The sequence below is a fragment of the Amycolatopsis kentuckyensis genome (assembly GCF_002155975.1).
GTDB classification, from domain to species: Bacteria; Actinomycetota; Actinomycetes; order Mycobacteriales; family Pseudonocardiaceae; genus Amycolatopsis; species Amycolatopsis kentuckyensis.
The window spans coordinates 1-16,896 of record NZ_MUMI01000256.1; the positions used below are offsets into that span (position 1 = coordinate 1).

The following is a 16,896-nucleotide window of genomic DNA, read 5'->3' on the forward strand; positions in this document are numbered from 1 at the left end:
CCGGCGCGGGCGGCCCGCCGCCGGGGCGCGGCATGAACGTCCACTTCGGACGCTCATCGGGCTCTGGCCCGCGATGTCGCAGCTGACCGCCGCCGTGCGGACCACCGCGGGCCGGCGGGAGCACCCGTTCGAGTACCCCTGGCCGGACGCGCGGGAAGCGCTGGCCGACCTGATGCACCACCTGGCCGGGGCCGTGCAGGCCGTGGCGGTGGCCGGCGAACCCGTCGAACTGGACGAATGCCGCGCCCTGCTCGGCAAGCTCGAGGAGCGGCTGGTGACGGCCGAGGGGGACGGCGTCCCCGCCCGGCTGGGCCTGGGCACCATGACGCTGCCCGCGCGGCTGCTGCTGGAACACCTGGAAAAGCGCTGAACCTACTGCACCGCGATCGCTTCGGCGTCCGACCGGTGCCGCCGGCAGGCGGTGCACACCATCGTCTGGCCCAGCAACGTGCCGTCCCCGGACACCAGCCGCGCGACGTGCAACGTCGGCAGGCCGCACTCTTCGCAGGGGATCGGCTTGCTGTCGCGGCTGATCAGGACACGGTTCGGCATGGTGGAGCCCCCTGACGCGGATGGAAGGTCTCGAGGGGTTACCCACGTGTCCTGCGCCACACTCGTCCGGCGCAGCGTTGTCACTCGAATGGCGTAGTCACTTGGCCGGGTACTGCTGTTCGCGCAGCAAGTCGGCGAGGTGGACGGCGTTGCGGACCAGGGTCGCGTTCGTCGAGGCCACGGCCTCGGGCGTCTCGTCGAGGTCCTGGTAGTCGCCGCCCTGCATGGCCTCACCGTTCCAGTACGTCGCGCCCTGGGCCGGCACCGTGAAGCCGACGTCGTTCAGCGCCTGGAACAGGTCCGCGATGATCTTGTGGGCACCGTCCTCGTTGCCGACGACCGCCGCCACGCCGACCTTGCCGAACATCGCCGGCCGGCCTTCGTCGTCCGTTTCGGACAGCTCGGCGTCGAGCCGTTCCAGGACCCGCTGCGCGACGCTCGACATGTGGCCGACCCACGTCGGGGTGGCGATCAGCAGGATGTCGGCGGCGGCGATCTTCCGCCGGATGTCCGGCCACGCGTCGCCGTCACCCATGTCGGCCTCGACGCCCGGGCGGACGTCGTGGTCGACCACCCGGACCAGCTCGCCGGTGGCGCCGCGTTCGGCGAAGAGGTCGAGCAGCTGCCGGGCGATGAGGTCGCTGCTCGACTTCGCGGGCGACGGCTTGAGCGTGCAGGTCAACGCGAGGACGCGCAGGGTCATGACTGCCTCCTGGGATGGGTGCCGACGCCGATGTGGGCGAACCCGGCTTCGGCGAGCACGTCGGGATCGAGCAGGTTGCGGGTGTCGACGACGACCGCCCGGTCGGCGGACGCGGCCAGCCGGGCCCAGTCGAGGTCCCGGAACTCGGGCCACTCGGTGAGCACGACGAGCGCGGCGGCGTCCTTGGCCACCAGATACGGGTCATCGACGACCTGGACCGCACTCATGCCGGGCACGCACGTGACGGCGGGATCGTGCGCGGTCAGCTCGGCGCCCGCGCGGGCCAGGTCGCCGGCCACCGCGAGCGCGGGGGAGTCGCGCAGATCGCCGGTGCCCGCCTTGAAGGCCAGGCCCAGCAGGCCGATGCGGGCTCCGGCGAGGGACCCGGCGGGTGACCCGGTCACGGCCTGCCGCACGGCCCGCACCACCCGGGCGCGCTGCCGGGCGTTGACGCGGACGGCGTCACGCAGGATGCCGAAGTCGACGCCCGCCGACTCCGCCGCGTGCAGCAGGGCCGAGGTGTCCTTCGGCAGGCACGAACCGCCCCAGCCGGGGCCGGGGGCGAGGAACTCGGGACCGATCCGCGCGTCGAGGCCCATGGTGCGCGAGACCTCGCGGACGTCCGCGCCGAACCGCTCGCACAGTTCGGCGAGGACGTTCACGTAGGACAGCTTGACGGCGAGGAACGCGTTGCTCGCGTACTTCGCGAGTTCGGCGCTGGCCGAGTCGGTCGCCACCACCGGGGCGCCGGTCGGCTCGTACAGCCGCGCGACCCGGTGTGCCGCCGGCGAATCCGCCGGGTCGGTGCCCACCACCACCCGGTCCGGGTGCAGGAAGTCTTCGACGGCGTGGCCTTCGCGGAGGAACTCCGGGTTGGCCACCACCGGCAGGTCGTCGCGGCCCAGCAGGCGGGGCAGCCGCGCCGCGGTGCCGACCGGCACGGTCGACTTGGTCACCACCACGCAGCCGGGCCGCAGCAGCCGCCCGAGCTGGGGCACGACGTGTTCGAGCACGCCGAGGTCGGGCCGGCCGTCCTCGGCGGGCGGCGTGGGCAGGCACAGGAGGACGAGGTCCGCGCCGTGGAGCTCCGCCTGGGCGGTGGTGAAGCTCAGTGTCCGGTCGGCGAGGCCCTGCCCGACCAGCTCGGCGAGGCCGGGTTCGGCGATCGAGACGACACCCCCGTTCAGCTCGTCCACTTTGGACGCGTCGGCGTCCACGCAGGTGACGCGGTGCCCGAGGCGGGCGAAGCAGGCGGCACTGGTCAGGCCGACGTAGCCCGCGCCGACGATCCCGATGTGCTCACCCATGGGCCACCCGCATCTCCAAGGCCGCGCGTGTAGCCGCCAGTACGCGCTCCTCGCCGAGCAGCAGCAACCCGCCGTCGGGCTCTTCGCCGTGCGGGTCGCCGACGTTCCCGGCCCAGAGCACGACGTGCTGACGCGCCGAGGGCGGCGGGCCCCACAACCGCGGCGGAGTCGGCCCGAACAGCAGCACCGACGGAGTGCCGAACGCGGTGGCGAGGTGCCCGACGCCGGTGTCACCGCAGACGACGAGCGCGGCTCCGGCCACCAGGGCGGCCAGTTCCGCCAGGCCGGTGCGCCCGGCCAGGACGGCGTCCTCGCCGAGCCCGGCCACTTCGGCGATGGAAAGCGCCAGGTCGCGTTCGGCGGCGCTGCCGGTGAGCACGACGCGGTGCCCGTCGGCCGCGAGGTCCCGGACGACGGTCGCGAACCGCTCGGCCGGCCAGCGCCGCGCGGGGAACGCGGCACCGGGGTGGACCACGACGGCGTCCGGCGCGGGGCTCGGGCCCGGCGGCACCGGCAGGTGCAGGGCCGAGCGGTCCGCCTCCAAGTGGTGGTACTCGACGAGCCGGCACCAGCGGTCGACCTCGTGCACGTCGTCGCGCCACTCGAGACCGGGCACGTCGGGGAAGTCGGGGTGGCGGTGGGTCAGCAGCTCGGCCGGGTCGGTGTCCAGGAGGTCGTGGAGGCTCTCCGGGCCGCTGCCGTGCAGGTTGACCGCGAGCCGCGGCGGGGAGCCCGGCCAGGCGAGCGCCCCGAGCCCGGGTGTCGGCAGCAGCTCGTCGACCGCGTCGATCAGCTCCACCAGGTCCCGCAGGCCTTCCGGCGCGGCCAGCACCAGCCGGTCGCCGGGGTATGCCGCACGCAGGGCGCGCAGCGCGGGCACCGCCGTCAGCAGGTCCCCGACGCCGAGCGCGCGCAGCACGAGGACCGCGGAGCTCACGGCCACGACCCCTCCTCGGACGCGCACACGACCAGCTCGCGGACTTCGGCGCCCGGCGGCTGCTGGAGCGCGAACACCACGGTGTTCGCGACGTGCTCGGGCTGGTTGAGCTTCGCATCCGGCGGCGGCTTGTACTGGTCGGTGCGGTCGTCGAAGAAGTGCGTCCACATCCCGCCCGGGACGAGCAGCGTGACGCCGACGCGCCCGGCCAGCTCGGCGGCCAGCGCCCGGGTGAAGCCGACGACGCCGAACTTCGAGGCGCAGTAGGCGGTCGCGTCGCTGACCGCCTTGATGCCCAGGGTGGAGGCGACGGTGACGACCGTGCCGTGGGAGCGTTCCAGGTAGGGGAGCGCGGCGCGGATCACCGCGGCCGTGCCGAACAGGTTCACCTTGACGACCCGTTCCCAGTCCTCGGTGGACACTGCGCCGAGTGGCCCGCAGGCGTCGGTGCCGGCGGCGGTGAAGACGCCGTCGAGGCCGCCCGCGCGCTCGGCGATTTCCCGCACCGCGGCCTCGGTGGCGGCGGTGTCGGTCAGGTCGGCTTCGACGTATTCGGCCGGGTCCTCGGGGCGGACGCGGTCGAGGACGTACGGGGTGCCGCCGGCCTTGCGGACGGCGTCGACGGTGGCGGCGCCGAGTCCGGACGCGCCACCGGTGATCAGGACGTTGCCGAGGGGTCGCATCGCTCTCCTTCGCGGGCGAGGGGTCAGGCAGTGGCCGCCGCGGCGACCAGCCGGGAGGTCGAGTAGCCGGGCACGGTCGGGACGAGCACGACCTCGCCGCCGTGCCGTTCGACCACGGCACGTTCGGGCAGGTCCGCGTCCGCGTAGTCGCCGCCCTTCACCCATACGTCCGGGCGCAGCTTCTCCAGGACGGCCGTGGGCGAGGCCTCGTCGAAGACGGCGACGGCGTCCACAAAGGACAAAGCGGTGAGCAGCCGGGCCCGGTCGCGGTCGCGGACCAGCGGCCGCCCGGGTCCCTTGAGGCTCCGCACCGAAGCGTCGGAATTGAGGCAGACGACGAGCGCGTCGCCGAGGGCGCGGGCCTGCCGCAGCAGGCTGACGTGCCCGGGGTGCAGCAGGTCGAAGCAGCCGCCGGTGGCGATCAGCCGGCCGCCGGTCTCGCGGATCCGCTCGGCGAGGCCGAAGGCATCGGTGGCCGGCTGCGGGTCGGGCACCGGGCCGTCGTTCGTGGACAGCGCGGTCGCGCCCCCGGCGGCGACGAACCGGGCGGCCGCCTCGACCGCCGTCACCACGGCTTCGGTCGTGTCCGCCCCGCCGAGCAGGGCCGCGGTGGCCGCGGCGGCGAACCGGTCGCCCGCACCGCACGTGTCGGGCGCGGCGGGCCCCGGCGTCCGGGCCGCGGCCGGGATCGGGACGGTCGTTTCGCCGAGTCCGTCGGCCAGCACCGCACCCCGGGACCCGGTGGTCACCGCGACCGCGTCGGCGTGCCAGTGGCCACGCAGCAGCTTGGCGAGCTCGGCCGGTTCCTCGTGCCCGGCGAGCACCGCGCGCGCCTCGGCGAGGTTCGGGGTGACCAGCCGGGTGCCGGGCACCGGCTGCGCGCCGCGGGGGTGCGGGTCCCACACCACCGGGATGCGCTCGGCCAGCTCCCGCAGCAGCCGCCGGACGTCGGGATTGCGCGTCAGGCCCCGGCCGTAGTCGGCCACGAGCACCGCGCCGGCGCCGTCCAGGACCTCGTGCACCCGGGCGGGCAGCGGGTCGGTGGTCGCCGTGCCGTCGCCGGAATCCAGGCGCAGCAACGACTGCCCGCCCGCGCGGACGCGGGTCTTGCACACCGTCGTGCCGCGCAGCGGCAGCGGCAGCACGGTGACGTCCGGTTCCAGCAGCCCGGTCAGCGCGTGGCCGCCTTCGTCGTCGCCGAGCGGCGTGACCAGGACGACTTCGGCCGCCGACCGGGCGGCCAGCAGCGCGGCGAGCCCGGCCCCGCCGGGGCGGCGGCGCCGGGCCGTCAGGTCGACCACCGGCACCGGCGCCTCCGGGCACAGCCGCTCGGCGGTGCCTTCGGCGTCGACGTCCAGCAGCGTGTCGCCCAGGACGACCAGCGGCTTCACGCGGTCACCCCGAGCGCGTCGTCGAGGGCCGCGCACAGGCCGTGCACCAGTGCCAGGTGCATTTCCTGCACGGTCGCCACGGTCGGCGCTTCGACCGTCACGGCGTCGTCGCACAGGGCCGCGAGGGGGTTGGGGGCCGGGCCGGTCAGGGCCCAGGTCGTCACGCCGAGCTCGTGCGCGGCCTTCGCGGCGGCGACGACGTTCTGGCTGGTGCCGCTGGTGGACAGGCAGACCAGCACGTCGCCCGGGCGCCCGTGGGCGCGCACCTGGCGGGCGAAGACTTCGTGGTCGCCGTAGTCGTTGACGATCGCCGTGGTCGCGGAGGTGTCCGCGTGCAGCGCGATGGCCGACAGCGGCTGGCGTTCGTGGCGGAACCGGCCGACGAGCTCGCCGGTGAGGTGCTGGGCTTCGGCGGCGCTGCCACCGTTGCCGCAGGCCAGCAGTTTGCCGCCGGCCTCGAACACCCCGGCGAGGTGCCGGCCCCACGCGGTTATCGTGGGGGCGGATTCGCGGGTCCGCTCGGCGGCTCGGGCCAACGCGGCGAGATGGTCTTCCATCACGGCACCTCCTTCTCCTCCGGCGACGCCGCGCCGGTTCGGGGGGATCGCGGCCGCCGGAGCACGAACGGCCCCAGCGCGAGCAGGTCGATCGGGGCCGAGCCGAAGCACTCCAGCGCGTCCCGCGGCGAGTCGACCATCGGGCGGCCCGCGGTGTTGAGACTGGTGTTGATCACGACCGGCAGCCCGGTCCGGCGCTCGAAGCCGGCCAGCATCCGGGCCAGCACCGGGTTTTCGCGTTCTTCGACGGTCTGCACGCGAGCCGTGCCGTCGACGTGGGTGACGGCCGGGATGCGGTCGCGCCAGTCTTCGGCGACGTCGTGCACGAACAGCATGTACGGGCTGGGCAGCGGGCCGCGGGTGAAGATCTCGGCCGCCCGCTCGGCCCGCACCATCGGCGCCACCGGGCGGAACTGCTCGCGGCCCTTGACGTCGTTGAGCCGCTCGAGGTTCGCCTTGCGGCCCGGGTGGGCCAGCAGCGACCGGTGCCCGAGCGCCCGCGGGCCGAACTCGGCGCGGCCCTGGAACCAGGCGATCACTTCGTCGTTCGCGAGCGCTTCGGCGACGGTCTCGGCGAGGTCGTCCGGTCGTTCGTAGGGCAGCTTCGCCTTGATGAGGATGTCTTCGAGCTCTTCGTCGGTCCACCCGCGACCGAGACCGGCGTCCCCCATGGGGGCCCCGCGTTCCCCGGCTTCGGCGGCCAGCTGCAGCGCGGCTCCCAGCGCGGTGCCCGCGTCCCCGGCGGCCGGCTGCACCCAGATCCGGTCGAACGGGCCCTCGGCGTGCAGCCGAGTGTTGGCGACGCAGTTGAGCGCGATCCCGCCCGCCAGCGCCAGGTCGCGCTGGCCGGTGGCCTCGTGCAGCCAGTCCGTCAGCTCCAGCAGGATGTCCTCGAGGACTTTCTGGACACTCGCGGCGAGATCGGCGTGCCGCCGGCTCAGCTCCTCACCGGCTTCGCGGCGCGGGGCCAGCGAAGCCAGGTCGACACCGGAGGCGTGGAACCCGCCGTCGCCGGTGACGTGGACGTGCTCGCAGAGTTCGTCGAGGAACTCCGGCTTGCCGTAGGAGGCGAGCGCCATGACCTTGTACTCGTCGCTGGACCGCGCGAAGCCGAGGTGCTCGGTGAGGTCTTCGTAGAGCAGGCCGAGCGAGTGCGGCAGCTTCTGCGCCGCCAGTTCCTTGAACCGCCCGTCGCGGTACTCACCGGCCAGATAGGACGTGCTCTCGCCGCGGCCGTCGGCGACGAGCACGGCGCAGTCGCCGAACGGGGCGGCGAGCGCGGCCGACGCGGCGTGCGCGACGTGGTGCCGGACGAACTTGACGATGCCCGGGTCGAGTCCGGGCAAAGCGGACTTCAGGAACAGGGGTGCCCGTTTCGCGAACTCCGTCCGCAACTCCTCGCCGCTCGGGTCGTGGCCGGGCAGGCCCGGCTCGACCAGTGCGGGGTCGTAGGAGTACCCGACGGCGTCGAGGTCCTTCGCGGACAGTCCCGCCTGGGCCAGGCACCAGGCGGCGGCCTGGGCGGGCTGTTCCCAGGTGGAGAACGGCACCGCCTGCTTGCCGTGTTTGCGGCGGCTGAAGCGTTCTTCCTCCGCCGCGGCGACGATCTCCCCGTCCACCACCAGCGCTGCGGCGGGGTCGTGGAAGACGGCATTGATCCCGAGTATGCGCATCGACCTGCCTCTGGCGTTCCGGTGCGGACTCGTGAGGCCCGCTCTCACCTATAGCGCTACCCGGCGAAGTCGTTGATAAACGATGGCGCGCATAAGCCCTGGGCGTCGCTACTCAGCGCGACGCGCGCCGGAACCACGCCGCGGTGCGACGGAGGCCGTCGTCGGCGTCGACCTTCGGTTCCCAGCCGAGGACGTCGCGGGCGAGGGAGATGTCGGGGCAGCGCCGCTGCGGGTCGTCGACGACGGCGTCGATGGACTCGATGGGCGAGCGGGACCCGGTGATGTCCTTGATCCGGTCCGCGACCTGGCGGACGGTCAGCTCGTGCGGGTTGCCGATGTTCACCGGCCCGGGGTGGCCGGACCGCGCGAGGGCGAGCAGGCCGCGGACGGTGTCCTCGACGTAGCAGATGGACCGGGTCTGTTCGCCGGTGCCGGTGACGGTGATCGGCTCGTTCTTCAGGGCCTGGTCGAGGAAGGCCGGGATCATCCGGCCGTCGTGGGCGCGCATGCCGGGGCCGTAGGTGTTGAAGATCCGCGCGATCGCCGTGTCGGTGCCGAATTCGCGGCGGTAGGCCGACGTCAGCGCTTCGGCGTAGCGCTTGGCTTCGTCGTAGACACTCCGCGGCCCGATCGGGTTGACGTTGCCCCAATACCCTTCGCGCTGCGGGTGTTCCAGCGGATCGCCGTAGACCTCGCTGGTCGAGGCGAGCACGAACCGGGCGCCGTCGCGGCGGGCCAGCTCGAGCGCGTTCTCGGTGCCGTGCGAGCCCGCGCGCAGCGTCTCGATCGGCAGGGCCAGGTAGTCGCGGGGCGACGCGGCCGAAGCGAGGTGGAACACGACGTCGGCTTCGCAGCCCAGCGGCATCGGCTGCGTGACGTCGTGGCGCACGAACCGGAACCGGTCGTGGCGGCGCAGGTGGTCGACGGTGTCCGCCGAGGACGTCACGAGGTTGTCCACGGCGATCACTTCGATGTCCTCTTCGAGCAGCAGCTCGCACAGGTGGGCGCCGACGAAGCCGGCACCCCCGGTCACCACCGCACGCTCGAACCGCCTGGTCACTCCCGGATCCGTCATGCCGTGGCGGCTACCCGGCTCTGGTGGGGGCAAACCCGTGTAAGGGGGTGGAGAGCGGGTAAGCGCCATTACCATGCGAGTTCTGCTCACCGGTTGGGCCAGTTTCCGGCACGGGGAAGCCACGGCGGGTGACGTCCTCAGCCTGCGCGCGGCCGGGGCGGCACTGGCGGAGGCGGGGATCGACCACCGGATCGCGTGGAGCCCCGGCTTCCGCCCCGGCACCCTGCACCTGCCCGACGCGCCACCCGAGGACTACACCCACGTCGTCTTCGTCTGCGGCCCGGTTCACGGGCCGCAGGTGCGTTCGCTGCACGAGCGCTACGCCGCCTGCCGCCGGATCGCGGTCGGCGTGTCCGTGCCCGACGCCGAAGACCCGGCGGTGACGGGGTTCCACCGGGTCCTCCCGCGTGACGACGGCGGCATCGCCGAACTCGACCTGTCGCTGGGGGCCACGGTTTCGCCCACGCCGGTGCTCGGCGTGATCCTGGCGCCGGGCCAGCCGGAGTACGGCAGCGCGGGGCGCCACGCCGACGTCCACGCGGCACTGACCGGCTGGCTCGCCCGCCTGGACTGCGCCCGCGTGCCGCTGGACACCCGGCTCGCGCACGAGGACTGGGAGCGGTGCGCGACCCCGGACCAGTTCGCCGCCTTGGTGTCCAAAATGGACGCCGTGGTGACGACCCGGCTGCACGGGCTGGTGTTCGGGCTCAAGGCCGGGGTGCCGGTGCTCGCCGTCGACCCGGTGGCCGGCGGCGGGAAGGTGACCGCACAGGGGACGGCGCTGGACTGGCCGGTGGTGGCCGCCGAAGACGTCCACGACACCGCGCTGCTCGACGCCCGCCTGAAGTGGTGCCTGCGGGCGCCGGTGCGGCCGCCCGGGCACCCGGCCTCCCTGGCCGCGCTGGTCGACGAGCTGGTGGGGGCGCGGTGAGCGCGCGCACGACCGTCGTCATCGCCACCCGCAACCGCGCCACCGAGCTGGCGCGCACCCTCCGCCAGCTGTCCTCTTTGGACCCGCAGCCGCCGGTCATCGTGCTGGACAACGCCTCCGAGGACGACACGGCCGAGGTCGCCGGACGGCATGCGAACACCCGCGTGATCCGCCTGCCGCAGAACCTCGGCGCCGCCGCACGCACCCTCGGCGTCATCGCGGCCGACACGCCCTACATCGCCTTCAGCGACGACGACTCGTGGTGGGCGCCGGACGCGCTGGCCGAGGCGGAGCGGATCTTCGACGAGCACCCGCGCACCGGCCTGCTCGCCGCCCGCACCCTCGTCGGCCCGGACTGCCGGGACGACCCGGTGACGCCGGAGATGGAGCGCAGCCCGCTGGGGCACCCGGACGGCGCGCCCGGGCCGCTGGTGCTCGGCTTCCTGGCCTGCTCCGCGATCGTGCGCCGCACGGCGTACCTGCAGGTGGGCGGGTTCAGCCCGCTGCTGCACTTCGGCGCGGAGGAACAGCTGCTGGCCTACGACCTGGCCGCGCGCGGCTGGGAGGTCTGCTACGTCGGCCACCTGCGCGCCCACCACCACCCGTCCCGCTCGCGGCCACCGTCGTCGTGGCGGCGCCGGGCGGAACTGCGCAACCGGTTGCTCATTGCCGTGCTGCGCCGCCCACCGCGCGTCTGCCGCCGCGAGGTGGCCCGGACGCTGGTGCGGGCGCCCGGCGCCGTCCTCGGCGCGGTCCCGCGCCTGCCGCGCGCGCTGAGCTCGCGGCGCGTCCTGCCCGCGCACGTCGAACACCAGGCCCGGACTCTGGAAAGGACCGCCGAATGGCGCGAATCTCGGTCGTGATCATCACCTGCAACCGCCGCTCGCAGTTGCGCGAGACGTTGGCGCACATGACGTCCCTCCCGGACGCGGCGCCGATCTTCGTCGCGGACAACGGCTCGGCGGACGGCACGGCCGACATGGTCGCCCGGGAATTCCCCGGGGTCCGCCTGTTCCGGCTGGCGGAGAACCTCGGCGCGGTGGCCCGCAACATCGCGGTCGAGGAGGTGACGACACCGTACGTCGCCTTCTGCGACGACGACACGACGTGGCAGCCCGGCGCGCTCACCCGGGCCGCCGACCTGCTGGACGAGTTCCCGGGGCTCGGCTCGGTGACCGGCCGCTGCCTGGTCGAGCCCGGCCTGGCCGAGGACCCGATCACGCCGGAGCTGCGCGAGTCGCCGGTGCCGGGGCCGGACTGGCTGCCGGGGCCGGCGCTGCTCGGCATCATGGCGGGCCTGACGGCGGTGCGCGTCAGCGCGTTCCGCGAGGTCGGCGGCTTCTCGACGCGGATGTGGCTCGGCGGCGAGGAGGAGCTGTTCGCCTTGGACCTCGCCGCCCGCGGCTGGTGGATGTGCTGGGCGGAGGACGTGGTCATCCACCACGCGCCGTCGACGCTGCGCGACCCGCGCCACCGCCGTCGCCTGGGCATCCGCAACACGATGTGGACGCTCCTGCTGCGGCGGCCCTGGCCCGCGGTCTTCCGCCGCGGTCGCGACGTCCTGCGGTCCGCGCCGTTCGACGCCGCCACGGCGGCGGCGCTGCTGGACGTGGCCCGCGGCCTGCCGTGGGTGCTGCGGGACCGCCGGGTGGTCCCGCAGCACGTCGAGCACGGGCTGCGCCTGCTGGAAGCCCCGCAACGAGCCTCGAAGGCCCGCCGTTACGTGGGCTGAGGCGGGCTAGGTGGCCGATCCTGAGGCCGGTGACCGGACCATCGCCAGGTTTCCAGGATGAAATCGCTCGGACCGGTCTTTCGTGCTCGGGTACCGCGTCGCCCCCGGAGAACCATTTTCCGCGGCGGTCAGCGGGCCTCGGCGGTGACCGCGGTCTGGGGGACCAGCTTGTGGTACGCGCGCAGCGTGTCGGCGGCGACGCGGTCCCACGAATACCGGGCGACCGCGCGGTCGTGGCCCGCGGTGCCGTAGGCGTGGCACAGCGCCGGGTCGTCGATCAGCCGCCGGACCCGGGATGCGAGTTCCTTCGGCTGGTGCGGGCGGACCAGCAGCCCCGTGACGCCGTCGACCACCGTGTCGGTCAGGCCGCCGACCGCGGCCGCGACCACCGGGACGCCGCAGGCCATCGCCTCCAGCGGGACGATCCCGAACGGTTCGTACCACGGTGTGCACACCACGGCGTCGGCCGAGCGCAGCAGGGCCGGCATGTCCTCCCGCGACACCTGGCCGGGCCAGCGGACGCGGTCGCCGACGCCGAGCCGGTCGGCCAGCTGCCGCAGCCGGGCCGCCTCGGGGTCCTGGGACAGCCGGCCCCGCTCCGGGCCGCCCGCGATGACGAGCTCGGTGTCCGGCAGCTGCGCCAGCGCCGTGATCGCGATGTCGAACCCCTTGCGCGGGACCAGCCGGCCGACGGCGACCAGCCGGTGCGGCAGCCGGCGGCGGGCCACCGGCCCGTCGGGGGAGAAGCGGCCGAGGTCGACCCCACACGGGACGATCGAGATCCGCGACCGCGGCACGCCGAGGCGGGACAGCTCGAAGACCTCGTCGGAGCAGGTGGCGATCACGCGTCCCGCCTGCCTGCCGATGATCCGCTCCAGCCGGATGCGGTCGGCCGGGCTGGTGTCCTTGTCGCCCTGGTAGCGCTTCTTGACCACGCCGAGGGCGTGGAACGTCTGGGCCACCGGCGTCCCGGTCGTGCTCGCCGCGAGCGAGGTCGCGAGGCCGGACATCCAGAAGTGCGCGTGCGCCAGGTCCGGCCGATCGAGCGCCCACCGGTCCCGCAGGAAGCTGCCGAACTCGCCCATGTAGGGCAGGAGGTGGTCCTTCGGCTCCTTGCGGGGCGGCCCGGCGGGTACGTGCACGACGCGGTAGCCCTGGGGTGCCCGGACCTCCGGGGGCTCGTCGCGGCTCTCCCGCCGCGTGTAGACGGTGACGTCGTGCCCGGCGCGCACCAGCGCGGCCGACAGCTCCGCGACGTGCACGTTCTGGCCGCCGGCGTCGGCTTCGCCCAGCGCGGCGAGGGGATTGGCGTGCTCGGACACCATCGCGATCTTCATCGGTGAGGCGTTCCCTTCACAGGTCAACGGGCCGTCTCGGCGAGGAGGTGGTCCCAAGCGGTCAGGAAAGCGTCCAGCCCGTAGTGCTTCAGGGCGTGTTCGCGGGCGTTCTTGCCGGCCAGTGCGGCGAAGTCGGGTTCGTGCAGCAGCTCGCGGAAACCGCGCGCCAGCACGGAGACGTCCGTGGAGAGCACACCCGCGTCGTCCGGCACCGCTTCGACCGCCTCGGTGGCGGCGAAGACGACGACCGGCATCGCCAGGTGCATGGCCTCCAAAAGGGACAGGCCCAGCGACGTCCACCGGGCGGTGTGCAGGTACACGCGGCGGCGGGCGATCTCGTCGTGCAGCTTCGGCGCCGGGACGTCGCCCAGGCCCCGCAGCGGCGCGCCGAGCTCCTCGGTCCCCATGCCGAACACGTCGACGGGGGCGGCGGCGGCTCCGGCGAGGGTGCCGAGCAGATCGGCGCCGGTGACGCGCTCCCGCCGCACCGGCTCGTTGATCATCGACACGCCGGCGGCGAGTTCGCCGGTGTAGCGCGGTCCCGGATCGGGGATGCCGTGCGGCACGACGGTCACCGGGGCGCGGCCGCAGTCCCACATCGCCGCGTTGAAGTGGGTCACGTGCGCGACGGTGATGTCGGACCGGCCGGCCAGGGGGTGTTCACTGGACGCGGCGTACGGGCGGGGCGCGTTGTGTTCCACGTAGACGGACGGAACACCCAGGCGGGCGGCGAGTTCGAGCTCTTCGGGGCGTTGCAGGACGACGACGTCGGGCTCGGCCTCGGCCAGCCGGTCGAGCGGCACTTCGGTCACCGAGGGCCAGTTCCGCCCCGCCTTGCCGAGGCCCCAGGGCGCGCCGTCGGGTGACACCGGCAGGAAGTAGTCGTGGCGGCCGCGGACGAAAGCGTCGGTCCACGAGCCGTGCACGTGCCAGAGCAGTACTCTCAGGCGCCGGGATCCGGGATCGGTCATGCATCCTGATTTCCCGGAGTTCGGCCGTTAAACGTCCGGCCGGAGGGGGTACCCGGCCCCCGACGGGCGTGCGCGAGGAAGGGACAGGCATTCATGCGCTTCACCCCACGGGGCACCCGGTTCTTCGACCTGCTCGCCGAAGCGGCGAAGAACCTGGTCACCGCGACGGCGTTGCTGAGGGACCTCGTGGCCGCCGACCCGGCCGAGCGGGAACCGCTCGCGAAACGCCTGCACGAGGTCGAGCACCAGGGTGACGAGCTGACCCACACGATCATGGTGGAGCTCAACAGCTCGTTCGTGACGCCGTTCGACCGCGAGGACATCCAGGCCCTCGCCGCCAAGATCGACGACGTGCTGGACTTCATGGACACCGCGGCGGACCTGGCCGTGCTCTACCGCGTCGGCACGTTCCCGCCGGGGACCGACGTCCTGGTCCGGGTGCTGTGCCGGGCCGCCGAGCTGACGGCTTCGTCCATGCCCGGCCTGGCCAAGGTGGGCGACCTCGAGCCGTTCTGGATCGAGATCAACGAGCTGGAGAACGAGGCCGACCGCGTCTACCGGCGGATCCTGGCCCACCTGTTCGAGCCGGGCGGCGACGCCCTCGAGGTGCTGAAGACCAAAGAGGTCGTCGAGCAGTTCGAGCTGGCCGCCGACGCGTTCGAGCACCTCGCCGACGTGGTGCAGACCATCGCGGTCAAGGAGTCCTGAGTGACGGGGACCGCCGCCCTGGTCACCGTGATCGTGCTGACGCTGGTCTTCGACTACACCAACGGGTTCCACGACGCGGCCAACGCCATCGCCAGCGCGGTGTCGACCCGGGCGCTGACCCTGCGCGCCGCGCTCGTGCTGGCCGCGGTGATGAACCTCGCGGGCGCGCTGCTGTCGACCGGTATCGCCGCGACGGTGGCCAAGGGGATCATCGACGTCCCGATGGGGCCGGACGCGCTGACCGTGGTGTTCGCCGCGCTGGCCGGGGCCATCACCTGGAACCTGATCACCTGGTACTTCGGGCTCCCGTCGTCGTCCTCGCATTCGCTGATCGGCGGCATGGTCGGCGCGGCACTGGCCGCCGCGAGCACCGTGCACTGGGCGGGGATCGCCGAGAAGGTGCTGATCCCGATGGTGGCGTCGCCGCTGCTCGGGCTGGGGCTCGGCTACCTCGCGATGGTCGCCGCGCTGTGGCTGCTGCGCCGGGCGAACCCGCATCGCAGCGGCCGGGTGTTCCGCCGGTTCCAGATCGTCTCCGCGTCGGCGCTCGCGCTCGGCCACGGCCTGCAGGACGCCCAGAAGGGCATGGGCGTGATCGTCCTGGCGCTGGTGGCGGCGGGCGAGCAGACGACGTTTTCGGTGCCCCTGTGGGTGACCCTGGCGTGCGCCGGGGCCTTGTCGCTGGGCACCTATTCGGGTGGCCTGCGGATCATGCGGACGCTCGGCAGGCGGGTGTTCCCGCTCGACCCGCCGCACGGGTTCGTCGCGGAATCGGTGGCGTCGTCGGTGTTGTACGTGACGGCGTTCGCGGTGAAGGCGCCGATCTCGACGACGCACGTCATCACGGCGGCGATCATGGGCGTCGGCGCGACGCGGCGGCTGTCGGCGGTGCGGTGGGGGATCGCGCGCGACATCGTCCTCGGCTGGGTGCTGACCTTCCCGGCCGCCGCGGCGGTGGCTGCCGCCGTGTACCTGGTGTCCGACGCGCTCACCTGAGTTTGTCGGCTGCCCTCCGCGGGAAGCCGGGGCGGAGACACCCGCCCGCGGAAAGGGAGAGCCATGAAGGCAGTGACCTGGCACGGCAAGCGCGACGTCCGCGTCGAAGAGGTGCCGGATCCGAAGATCGAGGAGGCGACGGACGCGGTCGTGCGGATCACCTCGACCGGGATCTGCGGCTCCGACCTGCACCTGTACGAGGTGCTGGGCGCGTTCATGACCGAGGGCGACATCCTCGGCCACGAGCCGATGGGCGTGGTCGAGGAGGTCGGGCCGGAGGTGACGAACCTCAAGCCCGGCGACCGGGTGGTGGTCCCGTTCAACATCTCCTGCGGCCACTGCTGGATGTGCGAGCGCGGCCTGCAGTCGCAGTGCGAAACGACCCAGGTCAGAGAGCACGGCAAGGGCGCTTCGCTGCTCGGCTACACCAAGCTCTACGGCCAGGTCCCCGGCGGCCAGGCCGAGTACCTGCGCGTGCCGCAGGCCCACTACGGGCCGATCAAGGTGCCGGACGGCCCGCCGGACGAGCGGTTCGTCTACCTCTCCGACGTCGTCCCGACCGCGTGGCAGGCCGTCGAGTACGCGAACGTCCCGAAGGACGGCACGGTCGTCGTGTTCGGCCTCGGCCCGATCGGGCAGATGTGCTGCCGGATCGCCCGCCACCGCGGGGCCGGCCAGGTGATCGGCGTCGACCTGGTGCCCGAGCGCCTCGCCCGGGCCCGCGAACACGGCGCCACCGCGCTCGACACGCGGGACCACAAGGAAATCGGCGACTCCATCCGCCAGCTGACCAACGGGCGCGGCGCGGACTCGGTGATCGATGCGGTCGGCATGGAGGCGCACGGCGCCCCGGTCGGCAAGCTGGCGCACACCCTGGTCGGGCTGCTGCCGCAGCCGCTGGGCGAGAAGATCACCGAGAAGGCCGGGGTCGACCGGCTCAGCGTGCTTTACGCGGCGATCGACAGCGTCCGCCGCGGCGGCACGATCTCGCTGTCCGGCGTCTACGGCGGGATGGTCGACCCGATGCCGATGATGGAGCTGTTCGACAAGCAGGTCCAGCTGCGGATGGGCCAGGCCAACGTCCGGCACTGGCTGGACGCCATCATGCCGGTGCTCACCGGCGACGGCGATCCGCTCGGCGTCGAAGGCTTCGCCACGCACAAGCTGCCCCTGGAAGAGGCGCCCCGCGCGTACGAGATCTTCCAGAAGAAGCTGGACGGCGCCCAGAAGATCCTGCTGCAGCCCGCCAAGTAACCCCGGGAGGAAGTTGCTCTTGCGAGCCGTCACCTCGCTGCCGTACGAAATCACCGAGGAAGACCACGTCCGGATCCCGATGTCCGACG

General features: G+C 73.4%; 17 protein-coding genes and 1 pseudogene. 7 read left to right on the top strand and 11 right to left on the bottom strand.

Annotated features, from left to right (window positions below):
* Positions 1-370, top strand: a pseudogene (locus CCN39_RS24380) (FUSC family protein); the annotation flags it as partial.
* Between the two features lie 2 nt (positions 371-372).
* On the opposite strand, the gene CCN39_RS24385 reads toward CCN39_RS24380, so the two are convergent.
* The 9 genes from CCN39_RS24385 to CCN39_RS24425 all read right to left on the bottom strand — a co-directional run bounded on the left by CCN39_RS24385 (position 373) and on the right by CCN39_RS24425 (position 8,878).
* Positions 373-552: a hypothetical protein gene (locus CCN39_RS24385; protein ID WP_086845658.1), complete on the bottom strand. Its 180-nt coding sequence runs from the start codon at positions 550-552 to the stop codon at positions 373-375.
* A gap of 97 nt (positions 553-649) precedes the next feature.
* Entirely contained in the window at positions 650-1,255 is a 606-nt protein-coding gene (locus CCN39_RS24390) for a flavodoxin family protein (protein WP_086845660.1), read from the bottom strand.
* Positions 1,252-2,562: a UDP-glucose dehydrogenase family protein gene (locus CCN39_RS24395; RefSeq protein WP_086845662.1), complete on the bottom strand. Its 1,311-nt coding sequence runs from the start codon at positions 2,560-2,562 to the stop codon at positions 1,252-1,254. Before CCN39_RS24395 ends, CCN39_RS24390 begins: the two co-directional genes overlap by 4 nt.
* Positions 2,555-3,505, bottom strand: a complete 951-nt coding sequence (locus tag CCN39_RS24400; protein WP_086845664.1) for a glycosyltransferase family 9 protein — start codon at positions 3,503-3,505, stop codon at positions 2,555-2,557. The genes CCN39_RS24395 and CCN39_RS24400 overlap by 8 nt, the downstream gene beginning before the upstream one ends.
* On the bottom strand, positions 3,496-4,182 hold the full coding sequence (locus tag CCN39_RS24405; RefSeq protein ID WP_086845665.1) for an SDR family oxidoreductase: 687 nt from the start codon (positions 4,180-4,182) through the stop codon (positions 3,496-3,498). The genes CCN39_RS24400 and CCN39_RS24405 overlap by 10 nt, the downstream gene beginning before the upstream one ends.
* 23 nt (positions 4,183-4,205) lie before the next feature.
* Positions 4,206-5,573, bottom strand: a complete 1,368-nt coding sequence (locus CCN39_RS24410) for a PfkB family carbohydrate kinase (protein WP_086845667.1) — start codon at positions 5,571-5,573, stop codon at positions 4,206-4,208.
* Positions 5,570-6,130 (bottom strand): D-sedoheptulose-7-phosphate isomerase, encoded by a 561-nt coding sequence (locus CCN39_RS24415; RefSeq protein WP_086845669.1) that lies wholly within the window; start codon positions 6,128-6,130, stop codon positions 5,570-5,572. The genes CCN39_RS24410 and CCN39_RS24415 overlap by 4 nt, the downstream gene beginning before the upstream one ends.
* A complete protein-coding gene (locus tag CCN39_RS24420; RefSeq protein WP_086845671.1) occupies positions 6,130-7,803 on the bottom strand; it encodes a carbamoyltransferase family protein in 1,674 nt (557 codons plus the stop codon). Before CCN39_RS24420 ends, CCN39_RS24415 begins: the two co-directional genes overlap by 1 nt.
* A 112-nt stretch (positions 7,804-7,915) precedes the next feature.
* Positions 7,916-8,878, bottom strand: coding sequence for a UDP-glucuronic acid decarboxylase family protein (locus CCN39_RS24425; protein ID WP_208630353.1), 963 nt, complete (start codon positions 8,876-8,878; stop codon positions 7,916-7,918).
* A 73-nt stretch (positions 8,879-8,951) separates the two neighbouring features.
* Here CCN39_RS24425 and CCN39_RS24430 point away from each other — a divergent pair, with 73 nt between their 5' ends.
* Genes CCN39_RS24430 through CCN39_RS24440 form a run of 3 tightly spaced genes read left to right on the top strand, consistent with a single transcriptional unit; the run spans position 8,952 to position 11,541 of the window.
* Positions 8,952-9,809 carry a polysaccharide pyruvyl transferase family protein gene (locus tag CCN39_RS24430; RefSeq protein WP_086845675.1) on the top strand — a complete coding sequence of 286 codons (858 nt, stop codon included), beginning with the start codon at positions 8,952-8,954 and terminating at the stop codon, positions 9,807-9,809.
* Entirely contained in the window at positions 9,806-10,672 is an 867-nt protein-coding gene (locus CCN39_RS24435; protein ID WP_086845676.1) for a glycosyltransferase family 2 protein, read from the top strand. Before CCN39_RS24430 ends, CCN39_RS24435 begins: the two co-directional genes overlap by 4 nt.
* Positions 10,651-11,541, top strand: a complete 891-nt coding sequence (locus tag CCN39_RS24440; RefSeq protein ID WP_086845678.1) for a glycosyltransferase family 2 protein — start codon at positions 10,651-10,653, stop codon at positions 11,539-11,541. The genes CCN39_RS24435 and CCN39_RS24440 overlap by 22 nt, the downstream gene beginning before the upstream one ends.
* A 128-nt stretch (positions 11,542-11,669) precedes the next feature.
* On the opposite strand, the gene CCN39_RS24445 is transcribed toward CCN39_RS24440, so the two are convergent.
* Together CCN39_RS24445 and CCN39_RS24450 are read right to left on the bottom strand one after the other, a co-directional pair.
* Complete coding sequence (locus CCN39_RS24445; protein WP_086845680.1) at positions 11,670-12,878, bottom strand: glycosyltransferase family 4 protein; 1,209 nt, start codon at positions 12,876-12,878, stop codon at positions 11,670-11,672.
* Between the two features lie 23 nt (positions 12,879-12,901).
* Positions 12,902-13,849, bottom strand: a complete 948-nt coding sequence (locus CCN39_RS24450) for a glycosyltransferase (RefSeq protein WP_086845682.1) — start codon at positions 13,847-13,849, stop codon at positions 12,902-12,904.
* A 93-nt stretch (positions 13,850-13,942) separates the two neighbouring features.
* Here CCN39_RS24450 and CCN39_RS24455 point away from each other — a divergent pair, with 93 nt between their 5' ends.
* The 3 genes from CCN39_RS24455 to CCN39_RS24465 all read left to right on the top strand — a co-directional run bounded on the left by CCN39_RS24455 (position 13,943) and on the right by CCN39_RS24465 (position 16,807).
* Complete coding sequence (locus CCN39_RS24455) at positions 13,943-14,557, top strand: DUF47 domain-containing protein (protein ID WP_086845684.1); 615 nt, start codon at positions 13,943-13,945, stop codon at positions 14,555-14,557.
* Entirely contained in the window at positions 14,558-15,553 is a 996-nt protein-coding gene (locus CCN39_RS24460; protein ID WP_086845686.1) for an inorganic phosphate transporter, read from the top strand.
* Positions 15,554-15,616: 63 nt separating this feature from the next.
* Positions 15,617-16,807, top strand: coding sequence for a zinc-dependent alcohol dehydrogenase (locus CCN39_RS24465; protein ID WP_086845688.1), 1,191 nt, complete (start codon positions 15,617-15,619; stop codon positions 16,805-16,807).
* Positions 16,808-16,896 lie beyond the last annotated feature (89 nt).

Bases quoted from the DNA above. Each gene is read 5' to 3' on its own strand.
- CCN39_RS24385 (WP_086845658.1), bottom strand. From the start codon at position 552: ATGCCGAACCGTGTCCTGATCAGCCGCGACAGCAAGCCGATCCCCTGC.
- CCN39_RS24390 (WP_086845660.1), bottom strand. From the start codon at position 1,255: ATGACCCTGCGCGTCCTCGCGTTGACCTGCACGCTCAAGCCGTCGCCC.
- CCN39_RS24395 (WP_086845662.1), bottom strand. From the start codon at position 2,562: ATGGGTGAGCACATCGGGATCGTCGGCGCGGGCTACGTCGGCCTGACC.
- CCN39_RS24405 (WP_086845665.1), bottom strand. From the start codon at position 4,182: ATGCGACCCCTCGGCAACGTCCTGATCACCGGTGGCGCGTCCGGACTC.
- CCN39_RS24415 (WP_086845669.1), bottom strand. From the start codon at position 6,130: ATGGAAGACCATCTCGCCGCGTTGGCCCGAGCCGCCGAGCGGACCCGC.
- CCN39_RS24420 (WP_086845671.1), bottom strand. From the start codon at position 7,803: ATGCGCATACTCGGGATCAATGCCGTCTTCCACGACCCCGCCGCAGCG.
- CCN39_RS24425 (WP_208630353.1), bottom strand. From the start codon at position 8,878: ATGACGGATCCGGGAGTGACCAGGCGGTTCGAGCGTGCGGTGGTGACC.
- CCN39_RS24430 (WP_086845675.1), top strand. From the start codon at position 8,952: ATGCGAGTTCTGCTCACCGGTTGGGCCAGTTTCCGGCACGGGGAAGCC.
- CCN39_RS24440 (WP_086845678.1), top strand. From the start codon at position 10,651: ATGGCGCGAATCTCGGTCGTGATCATCACCTGCAACCGCCGCTCGCAG.
- CCN39_RS24445 (WP_086845680.1), bottom strand. From the start codon at position 12,878: ATGAAGATCGCGATGGTGTCCGAGCACGCCAATCCCCTCGCCGCGCTG.
- CCN39_RS24450 (WP_086845682.1), bottom strand. From the start codon at position 13,849: ATGACCGATCCCGGATCCCGGCGCCTGAGAGTACTGCTCTGGCACGTG.
- CCN39_RS24455 (WP_086845684.1), top strand. From the start codon at position 13,943: ATGCGCTTCACCCCACGGGGCACCCGGTTCTTCGACCTGCTCGCCGAA.
- CCN39_RS24465 (WP_086845688.1), top strand. From the start codon at position 15,617: ATGAAGGCAGTGACCTGGCACGGCAAGCGCGACGTCCGCGTCGAAGAG.